At 53.0% G+C, this 16198-nt stretch carries 15 protein-coding genes and 2 pseudogenes; 9 read left to right on the top strand and 8 right to left on the bottom strand.

From position 1 onward, the window contains the following. Positions 1-53 precede the first annotated feature (53 nt). The 5 genes from dnaA to mutM form a co-directional block, all read right to left on the bottom strand. A complete protein-coding gene (gene dnaA / locus ACZ1G7_RS14475; protein WP_472660091.1) occupies positions 54-1418 on the bottom strand; it encodes a chromosomal replication initiator protein DnaA in 1365 nt (454 codons plus the stop codon). Between the two features lie 64 nt (positions 1419-1482). Continuing rightward, positions 1483-1890, bottom strand: a complete 408-nt coding sequence (locus ACZ1G7_RS14470) for a rhodanese-like domain-containing protein (RefSeq protein ID WP_472660090.1) — start codon at positions 1888-1890, stop codon at positions 1483-1485. Positions 1891-2094: 204 nt separating this feature from the next. After that, on the bottom strand, positions 2095-2361 hold the full coding sequence (gene rpsT, locus ACZ1G7_RS14465; RefSeq protein WP_472660089.1) for a 30S ribosomal protein S20: 267 nt from the start codon (positions 2359-2361) through the stop codon (positions 2095-2097). Between the two features lie 157 nt (positions 2362-2518). Then, positions 2519-3295, bottom strand: coding sequence for an enoyl-CoA hydratase (locus ACZ1G7_RS14460; protein WP_472660088.1), 777 nt, complete (start codon positions 3293-3295; stop codon positions 2519-2521). Positions 3296-3357: 62 nt separating this feature from the next. Beyond that, on the bottom strand, positions 3358-4209 hold the full coding sequence (gene mutM, locus ACZ1G7_RS14455) for a bifunctional DNA-formamidopyrimidine glycosylase/DNA-(apurinic or apyrimidinic site) lyase (protein WP_472660087.1): 852 nt from the start codon (positions 4207-4209) through the stop codon (positions 3358-3360). Positions 4210-4298: 89 nt separating this feature from the next. Between mutM and ubiE the strand changes: the two genes are divergently transcribed. After that, the gene (gene ubiE / locus ACZ1G7_RS14450) at positions 4299-5051 is read left to right on the top strand and encodes a bifunctional demethylmenaquinone methyltransferase/2-methoxy-6-polyprenyl-1,4-benzoquinol methylase UbiE (protein ID WP_472660086.1); all 753 of its coding nucleotides are present in this window, start codon (positions 4299-4301) and stop codon (positions 5049-5051) included. Further along, a complete protein-coding gene (gene ubiB / locus ACZ1G7_RS14445) occupies positions 5052-6578 on the top strand; it encodes a 2-polyprenylphenol 6-hydroxylase (protein WP_472660085.1) in 1527 nt (508 codons plus the stop codon). A gap of 12 nt (positions 6579-6590) precedes the next feature. Here the strand turns inward: ubiB and ACZ1G7_RS14440 are convergent, their stop codons facing one another. Then, complete coding sequence (locus ACZ1G7_RS14440) at positions 6591-7241, bottom strand: flagellar hook capping FlgD N-terminal domain-containing protein (RefSeq protein WP_472660084.1); 651 nt, start codon at positions 7239-7241, stop codon at positions 6591-6593. A gap of 12 nt (positions 7242-7253) precedes the next feature. Further along, positions 7254-8690 (bottom strand): flagellar hook-length control protein FliK, encoded by a 1437-nt coding sequence (locus ACZ1G7_RS14435; protein ID WP_472660083.1) that lies wholly within the window; start codon positions 8688-8690, stop codon positions 7254-7256. 106 nt (positions 8691-8796) lie between these two features. On the opposite strand from ACZ1G7_RS14435, the gene ACZ1G7_RS14430 reads away from it, so the two are divergent. The 5 genes from ACZ1G7_RS14430 to ACZ1G7_RS14410 all read left to right on the top strand — a co-directional run bounded on the left by ACZ1G7_RS14430 (position 8797) and on the right by ACZ1G7_RS14410 (position 11975). After that, complete coding sequence (locus tag ACZ1G7_RS14430; protein ID WP_472660082.1) at positions 8797-9078, top strand: rod-binding protein; 282 nt, start codon at positions 8797-8799, stop codon at positions 9076-9078. Further along, positions 9065-9421, top strand: a complete 357-nt coding sequence (locus tag ACZ1G7_RS14425; RefSeq protein ID WP_472660081.1) for a hypothetical protein — start codon at positions 9065-9067, stop codon at positions 9419-9421. The genes ACZ1G7_RS14430 and ACZ1G7_RS14425 overlap by 14 nt, the downstream gene beginning before the upstream one ends. 197 nt (positions 9422-9618) lie before the next feature. After that, on the top strand, positions 9619-11097 hold the full coding sequence (locus ACZ1G7_RS14420; RefSeq protein WP_472660080.1) for a flagellin N-terminal helical domain-containing protein: 1479 nt from the start codon (positions 9619-9621) through the stop codon (positions 11095-11097). 63 nt (positions 11098-11160) lie between these two features. Beyond that, entirely contained in the window at positions 11161-11532 is a 372-nt protein-coding gene (flaF, locus tag ACZ1G7_RS14415; RefSeq protein WP_472660079.1) for a flagellar biosynthesis regulator FlaF, read from the top strand. Beyond that, entirely contained in the window at positions 11529-11975 is a 447-nt protein-coding gene (locus ACZ1G7_RS14410; RefSeq protein ID WP_472660078.1) for a flagellar biosynthesis repressor FlbT, read from the top strand. The genes flaF and ACZ1G7_RS14410 overlap by 4 nt, the downstream gene beginning before the upstream one ends. Positions 11976-12291: 316 nt before the next feature. Here the strand turns inward: ACZ1G7_RS14410 and ACZ1G7_RS14405 are convergent. Further along, positions 12292-12866 (bottom strand): annotated as a pseudogene (locus ACZ1G7_RS14405) (DDE-type integrase/transposase/recombinase); the annotation flags it as partial. 750 nt (positions 12867-13616) lie between these two features. Here ACZ1G7_RS14405 and ACZ1G7_RS14400 point away from each other — a divergent pair. Next, positions 13617-14060, top strand: coding sequence for a Fur family transcriptional regulator (locus ACZ1G7_RS14400; RefSeq protein WP_472660077.1), 444 nt, complete (start codon positions 13617-13619; stop codon positions 14058-14060). A 196-nt stretch (positions 14061-14256) separates the two neighbouring features. Then, positions 14257-16055: pseudogene (locus ACZ1G7_RS14395) on the top strand (NAD(P)-binding domain-containing protein). Positions 16056-16198: the final 143 nt, after the last annotated feature.

Genomic DNA, 16198 nt, shown 5'->3' with positions numbered 1-16198 from the left:
GTGCAAATGTTATTTGGAATGTCCGCTGTAAGCGCGGGAAGGTCAAGCCTTCCTCAGGCCTCTAGCATCCGGCGCAAAAGCTCTGCGTCTTCGGCAATCTGGCTGTCTTGCGCTTTCAGTTCGTCGATTTTGCGAACCGCATGGATCACAGTGGTGTGGTCCCGCCCGCCGAAACGTTTGCCGATCTCGGGATAGGAGCGCTGCGTCAGGTTCTTGGTCAGCCACATCGCCATTTGGCGAGGCCGGGCGATGTTGCGCGAGCGTTTGGGCGACATCATGTCGGACATGCGGACGTTATAGTAGTCGCAGGTCTTGCGCATGATTTCGTCCATTGTGACCTTGCGGTCGGACTGGCGCAGAATGTCGGCGAGGCTTTCTTGCGCCATATCGAGCGTGATTTCGCGGCCCACCAGCGACGCAAAGGCGAAGAGCCGGGTCAGCGCGCCTTCGAGCACGCGGACGTTGTTTGAAATGCGATGCGCCAGGAATTCCAGCACGCCGTCAGAGATTTTCAGCTCTTGATACTGGGCGCGGTAGTTTTCGACCTTTTGCTGCAGGATGCCGAGGCGCAGCTCATAGTCGGTCGGGTGCAGGTCAACGACCAAGCCCCACTGCAGGCGCGACTTGATACGATCTTCGAGACCGTCGATTTCACCCGGTGCGCGGTCAGCGGAAATGATGACCTGTTTGCCTTGATCCACCAGCGCGTTGAACGTGTGGAAGAATTCATCCTGCGTGGAATCCTTGCCGGAGATGAATTGCACATCATCAACCATCAACACGTCGACCGAACGGAACAGTTCTTTGAAGTCCATCATTTGCTTGTCGCGCAGGGCCTGAATGAAGCGGTACATGAACTGTTCGGCGGACAGATAGACGACGCGCAACTCGGGGGAGCGGGTCTGAAGCTCCCATGCGATTGCGTGCATCAGGTGGGTCTTACCAAGGCCGACACCACCGTAAAGGAACAGCGGGTTGAACGTGACGGGGCCACCTTCTGCAACGCGACGGGACGCGGCATGGGCCAATTCATTGGGTTTACCGACCACGAAACGATCAAAGGTAAAGCGCTTGTCCAAAGGCGCGCCGGGCATTTCCGGCTCATTTCTGGCAGCGGCCCGCGGGGTTGGTGCGGGTGCGGGCGCTGCGGCAGTCGTCTTGGCGGGTGTTTCTTTGGCATTGCCAACCGCGAAGACCAGACGGTCCACTTGCGTGCCTTGTTTGAGGCATTGGCGTTTGATTTCATCTCCGAAATTACGCGCGACCCAGTCACCCATAAAGGTTGTTTTTACGTTAAATTCAACGACGCCATCTTGGCACCCGTTGTATTTGAGCGGCTCAATCCAGGTGAGGTAATTGTTTTTACCCACAGTTTCCCGAAGAGCGTCGCGTGTCAGTCCCCATTGTTCGTCAGTCATTCCAAACCCGTCTCAAAAATTGTTCAGGATTGCTTCCAACACAATCCCCGGGCCTTCCAACCATTCAGGCCCCCCTGCGCTCATGCGAATCCAAATCCCCCTCGAAGCCCTCGGCAACGCTGATACATGGCACGGAGTGACCTTTGGCCTTAAAGGCCGCCCCCATCGCCTCAGCTGCACCAAGAGACCGAACTCCCGATCGACAAAGGAAGAGCATCTTGGACGGAATGGTTCCATCCAACGCACGCTCGACATCCTCGACGAACCGGTCATTCGCAGACATTCCCGGATAATGAGCCCATTCAGCAAAAACTACCGAATGCCCCAATTCCGAAACGTCAGGTGTCCCAACAAAGCTCCATTCAGCTTTTGACCTGACATCTATAAGCACGGCCTTCGGATCGTTTTTTAGCAGGTCCCACGTTTCAGCTGGCAACAGCTCCGAAACGCTCGGACCGACGTCCGTGCTCATAGTCAATGTCCCCCTAGACGAAGTGAATCGCTCAGTGAAACTAGCGACAGTGAGGGCCTTGTCGCAACTGATCTTCTCGCTTGACTTGAAGACTCTGGAGTTTCGAGATCTCGTGGAGCGATCAAGAGTGTCCCGTAACCCTTTGTCCCACAAAAAAACGCGCCGTTTTCCGGCGCGTTTAAAATTTTTTCTATCTTTGCAGGTTTACGCAGAGAGAGCCTTCACCCGCGACGACAGGCGAGACATTTTCCGCGCAGCCGTGTTTTTATGCATCACGCCTTTGGACACACCGCGCATCAATTCGGGCTGCATTTCCTTCAGAGCTGCCGCAGCTGCGGCCTGATCGCCGGAGGCAATCGCTTCTTCAACGCGGCGCAGGTAAGTGCGGATGCGCGAACGACGGGCTTTGTTTACAGCAAAGCGGCGCTCGTTCTGGCGTGCGCGTTTCTTGGCTTGTGGCGAATTGGCCATGGTCGGTTCCCTTTCGTCGGGTCAATTAGAACTAGCTGCGCAATCGGCCCGACCCCGGGTTTAGGAAACCGGGTGATTCTGGTCAAAGCGGACCTCACGCGCATGGATAGCGGGCGTATAAAGGCTGATTGACCGCATTGGAAGGGAAAAATGCCCCTTACTTGTCGCGAAACTTGGCTTCGCGTTTTTCGACAAAAGCGGTCATGCCTTCGGTTTGATCCTCGGTCGCAAAAAGCGAATGGAACAAACGCCGCTCAAACAAGAGGCCTTCGGACAGGTTGGTTTCATAGCTGCGATCCACAGCTTCCTTTACCGCCATCGTCGCGATCATCGATTTTTCAACGATTTTCTCTGCCGCGCTGCGCGCTTCAGTCAGCAGGTTCTTGACCGGTACGACGCGACTGACCAGTCCGGACCGTTCGGCTTCCTCAGCATCCATGAACCGCCCGGTGAGATGCATGTCCATAGACTTGGACTTGCCAATAAATTTGGTCAAACGCTGCGATCCGCCAAGCCCCGCCATCACACCGAGATTGATCTCAGGCTGACCGAATTTCGCGGTCTCTGACGCGATGATGAAATCGCACATCATTGCCAGTTCGCACCCGCCGCCCAATGCGTAGCCAGACACCGCCGCAATGATCGGCTTGCGCGCCCGGTTGATCACTTCAGCATCCTCGACGAAGAGGTTTGTGGAGAATACGTCAACGAACGACAGGTCCTTCATCTCTGTGATGTCGGCGCCCGCCGCGAAGGCTTTGTCGGATCCTGTCAAGATGATGCAGCGGACCTTTTCGTTGCCCTCGGCCTCCGTCACTGCGGCGGATAATTCCGACAACAGCTCCGCGTTCAATGCGTTGAGCGCATCGGGCCGGTTGAGCGTGATGGTCGCGACATGTTCTTCAATCTCGACTTTGATTGTGTTGAACGCCATGAATGAACCCTCCTTGCAGGTCATTGGCCTTTAGACCTATCAGCCGGAGGCAGCGCGTCAATTCATCTTTGGCAGCGCGCGCAATAAAAGGAAGAGCGTCCGGATTGAACAATGCGTCCGATAGTGCCGCCGCAATCGGGCGTCGTGCAGGGCGCGCCTTCGCGGTCGTAAACAGCGAAACGATGCTGGAAATAGCCCAGCTCCCCATTGGTTTGCCGGTGATCTTTCAGCGAAGAGCCCCCCGCCTCTATCGCGTCTTGCAAGACATCCCGGATCGCCGGGATCAGCGTTTTTACCCGCGCCGGACTAATCTGCCCGGCTTTGCGTTTTGGCGAAATTCCGGTCCGGTGCAGCACCTCACACACATAGATATTGCCCAGCCCCGCGACGATGCGCTGATCGAGCAGCGCGGATTTGATCGGCGTGTTGCGCGCGTGAAGCTTTGAGATCAAATAGTCTTCGTTGAAGGCATTGGCGAAGGGCTCTGGCCCAAGTTTGCTAAGCAGCCAGTGATCATCCAGCGCGTCCGTAGGGATCAAATCCATCGCCCCGAAGCGACGCGCATCATTGAACGTGACGGTGGCGCCGCCTTCCATCTTGAAAATGACGTGGTCATGTTTGCCCGGCGTCTGGGAGTTTGCATGGAATGCCGCCGTTTGCGCGCCGTCGATCAACATACGCCCTGACATGCCCAAGTGAATAAGCAACGTCTCGCCCGAACCCAGCTCTGCCAGAATATATTTCGACCGGCGCCGCATCGCGACCACCGTTTGCCCGGTCAGACGCGCAGCCATGTTTTCCGGAAACGGCCAGCGCAAGTCTGGTCTGCGCACAAGCGCTTCGGCGATCCGCGCGCCTTCCATCACCGGCAGCAACCCCCGGCGCACGGTTTCGACCTCTGGCAATTCTGGCACTCTTTGCTCCTCAATGTGTGTTTGGTCGCATTGTCCTTGCCCCAAGCAGGCCTATAAGGAAGGGCAGAGCAGATCGGTTGCAAGGTAAGATGATGGACAATTCTTCAAAGACCACGCATTTCGGAAGCCAAACGGTGCCCGAAGATGAAAAGGCCGGTATGGTGCACGGCCTGTTCTCCGATGTGGCGTCGAATTATGACCTGATGAATGACGTCATGTCCGCGGGGATCCATCGGCTTTGGAAAGACGCGATGATGGATTGGCTGGCGCCGCGCGCGGGGCAACGTCTATTGGACGTGGCGGGTGGCACCGGCGATATTGCCTTTCGGTTTTTGCGCCGCGCAGGTCAGGCCGAAGCGATCGTGCTGGACATGACAGAAAACATGTTGATCGTGGGGCGCAAACGCGCCGAGGCAGCGGCCTTGTCCGAGCATCTTGACTGGATTGTCGGCGACGCGATGGCGCTGCCTTTTGAAGATAACAGCTTCGACGTTTACACAATCAGCTTTGGCATCCGCAACGTAACCCGCGTCGAAGACGCGCTGTCAGAAGCATTTCGGGTGCTGCGTCCGGGTGGCCGTCTGATGGTGCTTGAGTTTTCGCAACTGCCCAATGCGATGATGCAAAAGGCCTACGACCTATATTCGTTCAACGTGATCCCCGCGATGGGGCAGGCCATCGTTGGCGACCGCGATAGCTATAAGTATCTGGTTGAATCGATACGGAATTTTCCTGACCAAGACCGGTTTTCTACGATGATCGGTGCAGCTGGATTCGAAAATGTCAGCTACCGCAATATGACCTTTGGCGTCGCCGCCCTGCATAGCGGCTGGAAAATCTAGGTGCGCGGTCCGATCAATATTTGGCGGCTGGTGCGCACCGGCGCAACACTGGAGCGGACCGGCGCGATGGGCCTGGTTCTGGACGCGTTTGACGCGCCGCGACCCTTGCGAATTGCCGCGCGGATCATTGTCTGGCCTTTCCAATGGCTGGGGTTGCGTGGCGATCCGTCGATGCCGGCCGCGACCCGAGCGCTTACCGCGTTGGGTCCGGCCTATGTCAAATTTGGCCAGGTCCTCTCGACCCGCCCGGATGTTGTGGGGGACGAGTTGGCGCAACAGTTGCGCGTGTTGCAAGATCGCCTGCCGCCTTTCGAACGCGATGTCGCCGCCAACATGGTCGAAACCGCTTTGAATAAACCCGTCGACACTTTGTTTTCCGAGTTTTCGGAACCGGTGGCCGCGGCCTCCATCGCGCAAGTCCATCATGCGCGCCTCGCGGAAACAGGGCGTGAGGTAGCGGTCAAAGTCTTGCGCCCGGGCATCGACAAGGCGTTTCGCAAAGACATTGACGCCTTTTACTTTGCTGCATCTTTCATCGAGCTATTTTCGCCCGCGTCACGCCGCCTGCGACCAAGCGATGTGATCGCCCATTTCGACGGCGTTGTTCAGGGCGAATTGGACCTACGGCTGGAAGCCGCCGCGGCAGGAGAATACGCCGCGATTGCGGGAGATGATGCCGGGTTTGTGGTTCCGCGCGCTGATTTCAATCTGTCTGCCAAAGAGGTGATGGTGATGGATTGGGCCGAGGGGATCGCCTTTGGCGACACTGCCGCGATTGAGGCGGCAGGCCATGACCGCCGCGCTCTGGGCGAACGCGTGCTCCAATTGTTTTTGCGCCACGCGCTCAATGACGGGTATTTCCACGCCGATATGCATCAGGGCAACCTGAAGGTCAGCGCAAGCGGCGACATCATTGCCTATGATTTTGGCATCATGGGCCGCATTGATGCGTATACACGACGCGTTTATGCCGAAATTATTATTGGCTTCATCCGCAAGGATTATCGCCGCGTCGCCGAGGTTCATTTTGAGGCAGGCTACGTCCCCGCAGATCGCGATGTTGACGCATTTGCGCAGGCTCTTCGGGCGGTTGGCGAGCCGATCTTCGGTATGGATGCATCCCAGATTTCGATGGGCCGTTTGTTAAGCTACCTCTTCGAAGTCACAGAACGCTTTGGCATGGAAACGCGGACAGAGCTCATTCTGCTTCAGCGTACCATGGTTGTCGTCGAAGGCGTTGCACGCTCAATGCATCCGCAGATAAACATCTGGGAAGTCGCGCAACCGGTTGTCGAAGACTACATACGTCAAAATATCGGGCCAGCTGCTGCTTTGAAGGACCTAGGAAAAACGGCAGTTGTGCTGAGCCGATTTGGGCCAAAACTCCCCCAGATGGTTGAGCAGCTCTTGTCAAAAGACTTAATGCCAACTGCGCGCCCAAGCAGCAAACTGCCAGTTTGGGTACCCCTGGGAATTGGGGCGGTTGTCCTGTTGCAACTCACCATCTTGGCCGTTTTGGTTGCCTAGCAGGGCACCAAGTCAGCGTAGTCCATTTACCAGACTAGATGGGTAAAGTTCACCACCCGCGAGGGCAACAAGCGCCTGACCGTCAAGTGTACGAACTTCTTTTATCTCGACGAAAACCTCCGGCACGGCCTCGTCGATTTTTTCACCATCTTGATAGGCGACAACACCAAAACTATACTCGCCCTCCGGGAAAGGATCGCCGTTTTCATCCGTACCGGCCCATTCAAAACTTTCATCGCTTACCGGAATATTAATGCGCTGCATTTCAACACCGGAGCTGTTCCAAACCACCAATTCGGTCTTGTCAGCAATTACGGGTGGGTTTGGAACGATTTCAATCGGTTCCCCCGTGAATTGCGCCGGTATAGCCATGCGCGCCTCCATACCGACCCACCCTGCTATCTCGCCCAGTTTTGAGGCGTTTAGTTGCGTCCCCAGGCTCGCAAGCAAGTCATTCGTTTTGACCTGTTGTTCTACCCCGGAAAACGTGGCGAGCTGCGTTGCAAAATCTTGGGAATCCATTGGGTTCAACGGGTCTTGATTTTCCATCTGCGCCGTTAACATCACTAGAAATGTTTCAAAATCTGAGCTGATTGTTGAAGTCGCACTTGTTTGGCTTGCTGGCGTTGGCGACGCGCTGGGTTGTGTTGATGTAACTTCCATAAAGAATCCTCTCTAAACGCGGATGTCGAGCCGGTCGTGCACCAGGCTTATTGGCACCGCAATCGGTGTTATTGTTTGAGACACTTGGGGGGCGTGATCGTCTCCAAGTTCAGGCTCACCCTTCGCCCATTCTTGCGGGTCAGGTTTACTTTCGAAACCCAACTGCGCCCCACCAAGATCCAACGATTCAAGGCTATTTTGCAGATCAGCCGAATGACGCCGAAGCAAATCCAACGTCTCGGCGCGCTCAGCGCTTAGCATAACGAACATGCCGCCTTCGCGTGGCGTGAACGTGATTCGAAGTCGCCCAAGCTCCTGCGGTTCAAGCATCAGCTCAATGTGATCTGTGCCTTTTCCATTGGCTTTGGCCTCAATCGCGACAGCAATTGTTTGGTTTATTGACTGCGGATTGAATGCTTGAGGATTGGGAACTGGCACAGCACCACTACTCGAAACTGGCACCGCCGCCCTATCTGTCATCAGTTGCGGAATTGCGACGTCACTATCCCCTAGCGCTGCGATCTGAAAGACAGAATCTTGCCCAAACGTGGCGTTCGCCGAAGCCAGGGGCGGAGTTGCTAAACCAATCCCCGCCGATCGCGTCAGTGCCGACACATCGGTGCTAGGTCGACGACCATTCAATATAGGAGTAGCTTCCGCGTCTACCTTTTGCGCGTTTTTTAGATCTGTTGTATCGTTAGGCGTAGCGGTAGGAACCATCGCATGCCCACCCTTCTTGATCTGCGTATCCAATTCATTTCCACGCTGAGTGGCTGGCGCTACATTTGGTTGAATTGACATCTCGTCTGCCCGCAGGCTCTTGTCAGAAACGGTTGCACCGCGTGGAACGCTTTGCTCAAAATTGGCCTCGCCTCTTTGTGGAAGCTCGGTCCCACCCCACGTCGCGGTTGCTGCAACCTCACGACGCGCTTTACTTGCGACCGCTTGTGATACATCGGCAGAAAAAGATTCCGTCCGGCCCCCAAATTTCGTATCCGCTTCGCGCCCTTCTTTCGAAAGACCAATCGTGTTTTCAACACTCCGAGTGCTCAAGTTAGCGACACCTGGTGCCACGGAGCCATCAGCCAATTTTGCCTTTGATTTTTCAATCTCAACGGTTGAGCCTTCAGACTGGGGCGCCGCAATCAGCAATGGCTCATTATTTTCGTTCACAGGAGGTTTCGGTAATTCTATTGCGCCAAGAGCCTCCGCGCTTGGGTCTACTTCTTCTCTGGATTGAACAAGATCTTCATCGACACCTGTGGCAACTTCTTTCTGCACTGTTTTTTCGAAAGCGTGTTTTGTCCTGACGGACGCTTCTTCCGCCGCTACTCGTGAGAATGCCGCAGAGAATTCTTCATCCGAAGCTGCGCCCGCGTCTTGAGCTGTTTGCTTACCACTGTTCGATTGAAGTGACTTGCTGGCAAAAACGTTTTCTGTCGCGATCATATTTAGGTTCTCCTAGCGTCGTCGCTTTTTGGCCCAAACTGATTACTCATTCTTTACGCCTTTCGGTCATTGTTGTCTCAAATGTAGAAAATTTGAGTGATCCCTTATGCAAGTTTCCCAGTCCACAACTGTAGCCCCAAATCTACCGCCCGAGGACAATAAAATCTGGACAGCTGCACAGAGCCTAGAGGCCGTCTTTTTGGCAGAAATGCTAAAACAATCTGGATTTGGGGATCCTTTGGATGGATTCGGAGGGGGTATTGGCGAGGAACAGTTTTCATCACTGATGGTAGATCATCAGGCGCAAGCTCTTGCGGAAAAAGGCAGCTTAGGGCTTGCAGAGCAGATTTTTAAAGCCATGTCGGAGCTGAATAATGATCAAAAATGAAACCAATGTCGTCAAACGAATTGAAGCGATTCTCGAACAAGAGCATCAGATGCTAAGAAATGGAGATTTTTCAAAGTTCGAGAGCTTCGTTGCCGAGAAGCAAAACGCCTTCGACGCGCTGAAAAACACCACTGCGCGAGTTTCTCCGGAAGCCGCACGAAATCTAGAGAAACTTTTGGCCCGAAATCGCACTTTATATGAAGCCGTGATGGAAGGAATGAAAGCAGGAAGTGCCAGAATTAGTGAAATCCGTCAAACGATAGGGAGCCTAAAAACATATGATAACAGCGGAAAGATTAAGTCACGAAAACTGTCATCACCATCCATATCTTTGAAGGCATAATTTCAAAATTCTCTAAAATTCAAACAGACTTCCTTTCCAAAATTAGCAATCTATTAGCTCAATCAAATCAGTGTGTAGTCAACCAAAGTATTTGGACTGTCTGGTGAAAAATACCGACAGCGCGTCAGAATGACATTAATCCGCATTCGCGGCATGAACACACTGACGTCGAAAGCGTCAAATGATAAGGAAAGACTATGTCTAGTATTCTGACAAATAACGGCGCCATGGTTGCGCTTCAAACCCTCAAAAGTATCAATTCGAGCCTGGGCCAGGTTCAAGCCGAAATTTCGACAGGTAAGGCCGTCGGCTCCGCCAAAGACAACTCCGCGATCTGGGCTATCTCAAAGGTGATGGAGTCTGACGTTGAAGGTTTTAAGTCGATCTCTGAAAGCCTGTCACTGGGTGAGTCGACAATCGCGGTCGCTCGCCAAGGCGCTGAGACCGTGACTGATCTTCTGACAGAAATCAAAGGCAAGATTGTTGCGGCTCAAGAGGAAAACGTTGATCGCTCCAAGATCCAAACGGATATCGACGCACTTTCGTCGCAAATCAATTCTGTTGTTGGTGCCGCTCAGTTCAACGGCCTGAATTTGCTCTCCGGCACTGAAGACATGAACATTCTGTCATCTCTTGATCGTCAAGAGAGTGGGCAGGTATCGTCCTCCAACATCACTGTCGCACGACAAGACTTGTCGACATCGAAAGGAACCTACGGCACTGGGACTGCCTTGACGCCCAACGCCGTTGCCTCCGCGGGACCTGTTGCGAACACAGGAAACACTGAAACCATCACTTTTGGTACTGACGCGGATATGTCTGGCGACACATTCGAGATCACTGTAGCCGGTTCAACTTTATCTTTCAGTGGCGCTGACTTTGGCGCAATCGACCAAGACGCAGCCGTGACCCAAGTTGCTGCTGCAATCAATGCTCTCGGTCTTGAAGGTGTGACCGCAAACGACAATGGCGCCGATTTGGAAATCACGTCAACACGAGCATTTGAGACCGTCGAACTCGATTTCACTGGTACGACGGTGACGGACGCGACAGTGGAAATTGCCGAGCGTGCTGAAAATGTGACCTTTTCTCAAGTTGCTCAGGTGAATGAAGGCGATGGTTATCGCATCACACTCGGCTCAACGGTCGCAACCTACGTTGCAGGCAAGGGCGAAACTTTTGAGGACGTCGCAAATGGCCTAAAAGCTTCTATTGATGCCGCTGAGATTACCGGCGTGACCACTCAGGTCACAACGGACGCCAATGGTGCACAAATCTTGAAGATCGACAACGATAGCGCAAGCTCCATTGCAACGTTCACTTCTGTTGGGGCAGCAGGGGGCGAAGCGTCTGGTGGCTTGTTCGGTCTTGACGCCATCGACGTGTCGTCAAACGCTGGCGCTGACGCGGCTCTCGCAAACATCGAAGTATTGATCCAGAACTCAATCGACGGTGCCGCTGAGTTTGGCTCCGCCCAAGGTCGGATCCAAATTCAATCTGATTTCGTTGGGAAACTGACAGATTCTTTGAAGTCGGGTATTGGCACTTTGGTCGATGCGGATATGGAAGAAGCTTCGGCCCGCCTCCAAGCATTGCAGGTTCAGCAGCAGCTTGGTGTTCAAGCTCTGTCGATTGCAAACCAAGCACCTCAGAGCATCTTGTCTTTGTTCCGGTAATTGATTTTATGCGAGGCGCGCAAAGCGCGCCTCGCAGTTTTTTTAATTGAGGAGAAACCTCCAGTGTCACAAATCCAATATGCTCAAGCCGCTTACTCTGACTTGGTTCAAACAACAAAATCAAACAAGTCTCTCGAATTTGATGTCATAGCATCAGTGACGTCGCGCTTGAAAGCTGTTGGAAGATTAGATGGTGACTTTCCTTCACTTGTATCAGCAATTGACGCTAACAGACGCATGTGGACAATTATCGCTACATCTGTTGCCGATACAGAAAACTCTTATCCAGCAGACTTGAAAGCTAGCCTCTTCTATTTGTTTGAATTCACATTAGAACACACCAGGAAAGTGCTCGCTGGACATGCTGATATTGAACCGTTGATCGACATCAATATGTCTGTACTTCGCGGGTTGAAGGGACCTGAGTCCCAATGAGCGGCCTGGTATTAAAACTTGGCCCGAACGAGCGGGTTTTGATAAATGGTGTTGTGGTTGAAAATGGTGATCGAAGAACTAGGCTTAGTATTCTCACGCGCGACGCAAAAATTTTACGATTGCGTGATGCGATACATCCTTCTGATGCAAAAACGCCCGTCAGGCGGGTTTGCTACATTATGCAATTGTTGCTCTCAGGAGATGTAGAAGAAGATGAAGGAAGGCGACAAGTCTTGCATGGGATTAAGCAGTTGTCTGATGCTTTCTCTGATCAAGAAAGCGCTATAGTTCTTCAAGATACAGCTAAGTTAGTAGATGAAAGAAAAGTTTACCCAGCTTTAAAAAAATGCGATCCCTTTTTGCCAAAGAAGAGATGCTTCTTAGTTCTACTAGCGACAATAAATAGTGTTTTTCTAAAGACAATTGATATTCAAAATTTTTAGATGCGATCCGGTGAAAATACAACTTTTTGCCGAAATGGGGTTAGTTATCAACCAATAATATTGCGTTTTGGTTCCAAGTACGGCCTTTGAAGGACTTCTACCGCATACAGTTGATAAGAGATGGCCAGGAAAATTCGACCCATAGTTTAAGGTGGATCTCTTGATGAAAGTGGCGACCCGCAATGAAAGAACAACTCGCCCAAGCGCAAGTCCGATGTTGGACCTGTCACGTTCTTGTGGCACCCCAAGTGTTCGTATTAGCTACTTTCCGTTCGAAAGCGATTGGGCTTTTTCAACCCAATGCTGAACGGCATTGTCACGGATTGTAGAAGCCATTGATGTATTCGAAGATTGCTATCTCAGTCTGCCTGCGGCGTTGTCATTGCAATTGCCCTTTCCAGACATTGATACCTTAAAGCCATGTTGACGTAAGGTCTTTTGATAATCGTGCGAGCAATACTGGCTGCCGCGATCCGTGTGGTAGATGCAGTTTTGCGGCGGTGACCGGTTTGCAATCGCCATCTTCAACGCTCGGATCGCCAGATCACGCTTCATGCGCTTGCTCATGCCCCATCCGATCAAACGCCTTGAGTGCGGGTCCGGGAACACGGCGAGATACAGCTAGCCTTCGCGGGTCCAGACGTCGCTGATATCACCTGCCCATTTCTGGTTTGGCGTATCTGCAATGAAGTCCCAATCCAGCAAATTGGGCGCAATGTTGAACTTGTGGTCACTATCAGTGGTGACCTTGTGCTTGCGTGTTGCCAACGCCCAGATCATCAGAACCTTTCTACGAGTCAGCCCGATGCTCAGCGCTATTCGCACCGCATCAGCGCGGAATTCGTCCCTCCGCTTCAGTCCCATAGTCAGCCTCCTTTGGCGCAGTAAATGCTATCAAAGGGGCGGCATCAAAACGTGACAGGTCTATCCCCATCCCGCCAAACTTCTTGCGCCATTAGTAGTACGTCTTGCCCTAAACCCCGGCTTCGCGGCACGCACTCAAAACATCCAAACCATCGTGCAAATGCACGTCAATCTCGCGCAACACCTTCAGTGCATCTTCATCCGAATACCGCTTCCGAGCCATCATCGATCCCTCCTCTGACACTCAAATGGTGGCTCAGTCATAGGGGGCTAAGACAAACGGTGGTCTCCATACTCTGGAATAAGTTTTCAATTCGTCGTCGCCGAATGTTCTCCTCCCGGCGCACAATTTGAAACGCTATGCGAAACGGCCACGCCATAGCGCAATTAGTCGTATTGCATTTATCAATGCTTGCTGGCGCGCAACCTGCCGATGCCTCATTCGCCAAATTACTCAACAGGCGTTCCCTTCAAATATTACACTTTTCCTGAATTCTTGCGGCATATCCGCAAGGTTTGAGGGCCGGGCAAGGTGCCGTGGAAAACCGCAAAAGTTCAGAATTTTTGACGCGGACAGCACTCCCGATAGCTCGTTGTGCACGTCGGGTCGTCCTACGAGCCGCAAACGAAGTGGACGCAAACACAAAAATTTGGGGATTGGATCACAAGAGATCGACATCCGCTAAAGGCAAACTGACCGCTTGTGGTTCGATTGAATTCAACTGCCAAAAATGCCTCTTGGTGCAGTCGAAGCAGAGGCACAAGTGAGGGGAGGCTATGACACACCGTATCGCCAAAGCGCCTGTTCTTTCCGACGCAACCTCTTGGAACGAACTACTCGCTGCTCATGGCCTACGCGCCACGCACCAGCGCCGGGTTTTGGCGCGATTGCTCTTTAATGCGGCGGGTCGCCATGTCGATGCGCAAATGCTTCACAATGAGGCGGCTATGGAGGGCGAAAAACTGTCTTTGGCCACTGTTTACAATGCTCTGCACGAATTTGAGCAGGCAGGCTTGTTGCGGCGCGTTGCGGTACCGAGCGAACGCGCTTGGTTTGACACCGACACGGGTGCTCACAAGCACTTCTATATCGAGAGTGAGAATCGTGTTCTCGATTTGCGCGATGATGAAGAATTCGTACCTCCACCCGGCTATCGGATCACACATATCGACACAGTTGTACATTTGCAGCGCGATGAGCCGGGTCAAGACGGGCAATAATACGGATCGGGGTGTGATAGGTATTTTGAGTTGGGGTTTAAACGCCGGTTTGTTGATCAGCCGGAACCTGTCTCACATTGAGACAGTCGGATGTGATGTTCCTGAGTTAAGTCGGACGTGGCTTGCGGATGAAATTTTCTTTCGTCACCGTCAGCGCAGCCATCAAAGATCTTTTAAAGAATAGCGGGAGGAACATATGCTCGACTCGACAATTACAGATCAAACCCAGCAATTTTTGGACGCATTTGGCGACGCATTGGCCAAGGAGGACATTGCGGAAGCCTGCGACATGTTTGACGATGATTGCTACTGGCGCGACCTGGTTTCCTTTACCTGGAATATCAAAACGGTCGAAGGCAAAGACCAAGTTGCAGACATGCTTAAGCACCAGCTTGCCACAACCAAGCCCAGCAACTGGAGGATTGCCGAAGGCGAAATCCCCGCAGAGGACGGAGGCGTGACGACCGCATGGATTGAGTTCGAAACCGACGTCGCGCGAGGCTATGGGTTGATCCGGTTGAAAGGCACAAAAATCTGGACGCTTCTAACCACCATGGTCGAACTAAAGGGCCATGAAGAACCGTCCGGAATCAACCGCGCCGCCGGAGCAAATCATGGCGCCGCAAAAAACCGCACCACGTGGTCCGAAGAACGCGCACTTGAGGAAGCTGAACTTGGCTACAAGACGCAACCCTATTGCGTTATTATAGGGGGCGGCCAAGGCGGCATCGCCATGGGCGCGCGTCTGCGGCAACTTGGCGTGCCAACCATCATTGTCGAAAAGAATGAACGGCCGGGCGATAGCTGGCGCAATCGCTACAAATCGCTTTGCTTGCATGACCCGGTTTGGTACGACCACCTGCCCTACATCAAGTTCCCGGACAATTGGCCTGTCTTTGCGCCCAAAGACAAGATCGGCGATTGGCTGGAAATGTACACCAAGGTGATGGAGCTAAACTATTGGAGCAAGACGACAGCCAAATCCGCTACATTCGACGCTGCCTCAGGCAAATGGGCCGTGGTTGTCGATCGCGACGGCAAAGAGGTCACCTTAGAGCCCATCCAACTGATCATGGCGACCGGTATGTCCGGCAAAAAGCGGATGCCGGAATTTCCGGGTATGAACAGGTTCAAAGGCGTTCAGCAGCATTCATCCGAGCATGACGGGCCGGATGATTGGAAGGGAAAAAGGTTGTTGTTGTGGGCTCTAACAACTCAGCCCATGACATTTGTGCTGCGCTATGGGAAGCCGATGCAGATGTGACAATGGTGCAGCGCTCCTCGACCCACATCGTGCGCTCTGACACTCTGATGGATGTGGCGCTTGGTGATCTGTACTCTGAACGCGCAGTGCAATCAGGGATGACGACAGAAAAAGCCGACCTGATCTTTGCGTCCCTGCCATACCGCATCCTGCACGAATTCCAGATTCCAGCTTATGCCGCGATGAAAGAGCGGGACAAGGATTTCTATGATGGTCTCGAGAAGGCCGGCTTCTGGCTTGACTGGGGCGACGACGAAAGCGGGCTTTTCATGAAATATTTGCGGCGCGGCTCTGGGTACTACATCGACGTTGGTGCCAGTCAGCTAATCATTGACGGCGAGGTCAAACTCAAGCGTGGCCAGGTAGAAAAACTCAATGAGACCGGCGTGATCCTGGATGACGGCACGCATCTGGTGGCGGACCTCGTGGTCTACGCAACTGGGTACAATTCAATGAATGGATGGGTTGCCGATCTGATGGGTCAGGACGCAGCTGATCAACTTGGCAAATGCTGGGGGCTTGGGTCTGACACAACGAAAGATCCCGGCCCTTGGGAGGGCGAAGAACGGAATATGTGGAAACCCACAAATGTAACGAACCTCTGGATGCACGGGGGAAACCTGCACCAATCTCGGCATTATTCCCAATTCCTGTCCCTTCAGATCAAAGCCCGGATGGAAGGGATTCCAACACCTGTCTACGGCTTGCAAGAGGTGCATCATCTGAGCTGACAAACGATATACGGCGTTTAGCGAGTGGCTTGGTTTCGCGAACTGTCTCATGGTGAGACAGTTCGCGCCACAATCAGTCGATAAGCAAAGTTTTCATTGGTTGAGAACAAACATCTGGATAAGCTTACGTTAGGGAAACCAAC

The sequence above is a fragment of the Litoreibacter sp. JB4-2 genome, assembly GCF_055693445.1.
Note: the sequence above shows the minus strand (reverse complement) of the source record. Positions and strands in the feature narration are given on the sequence as shown.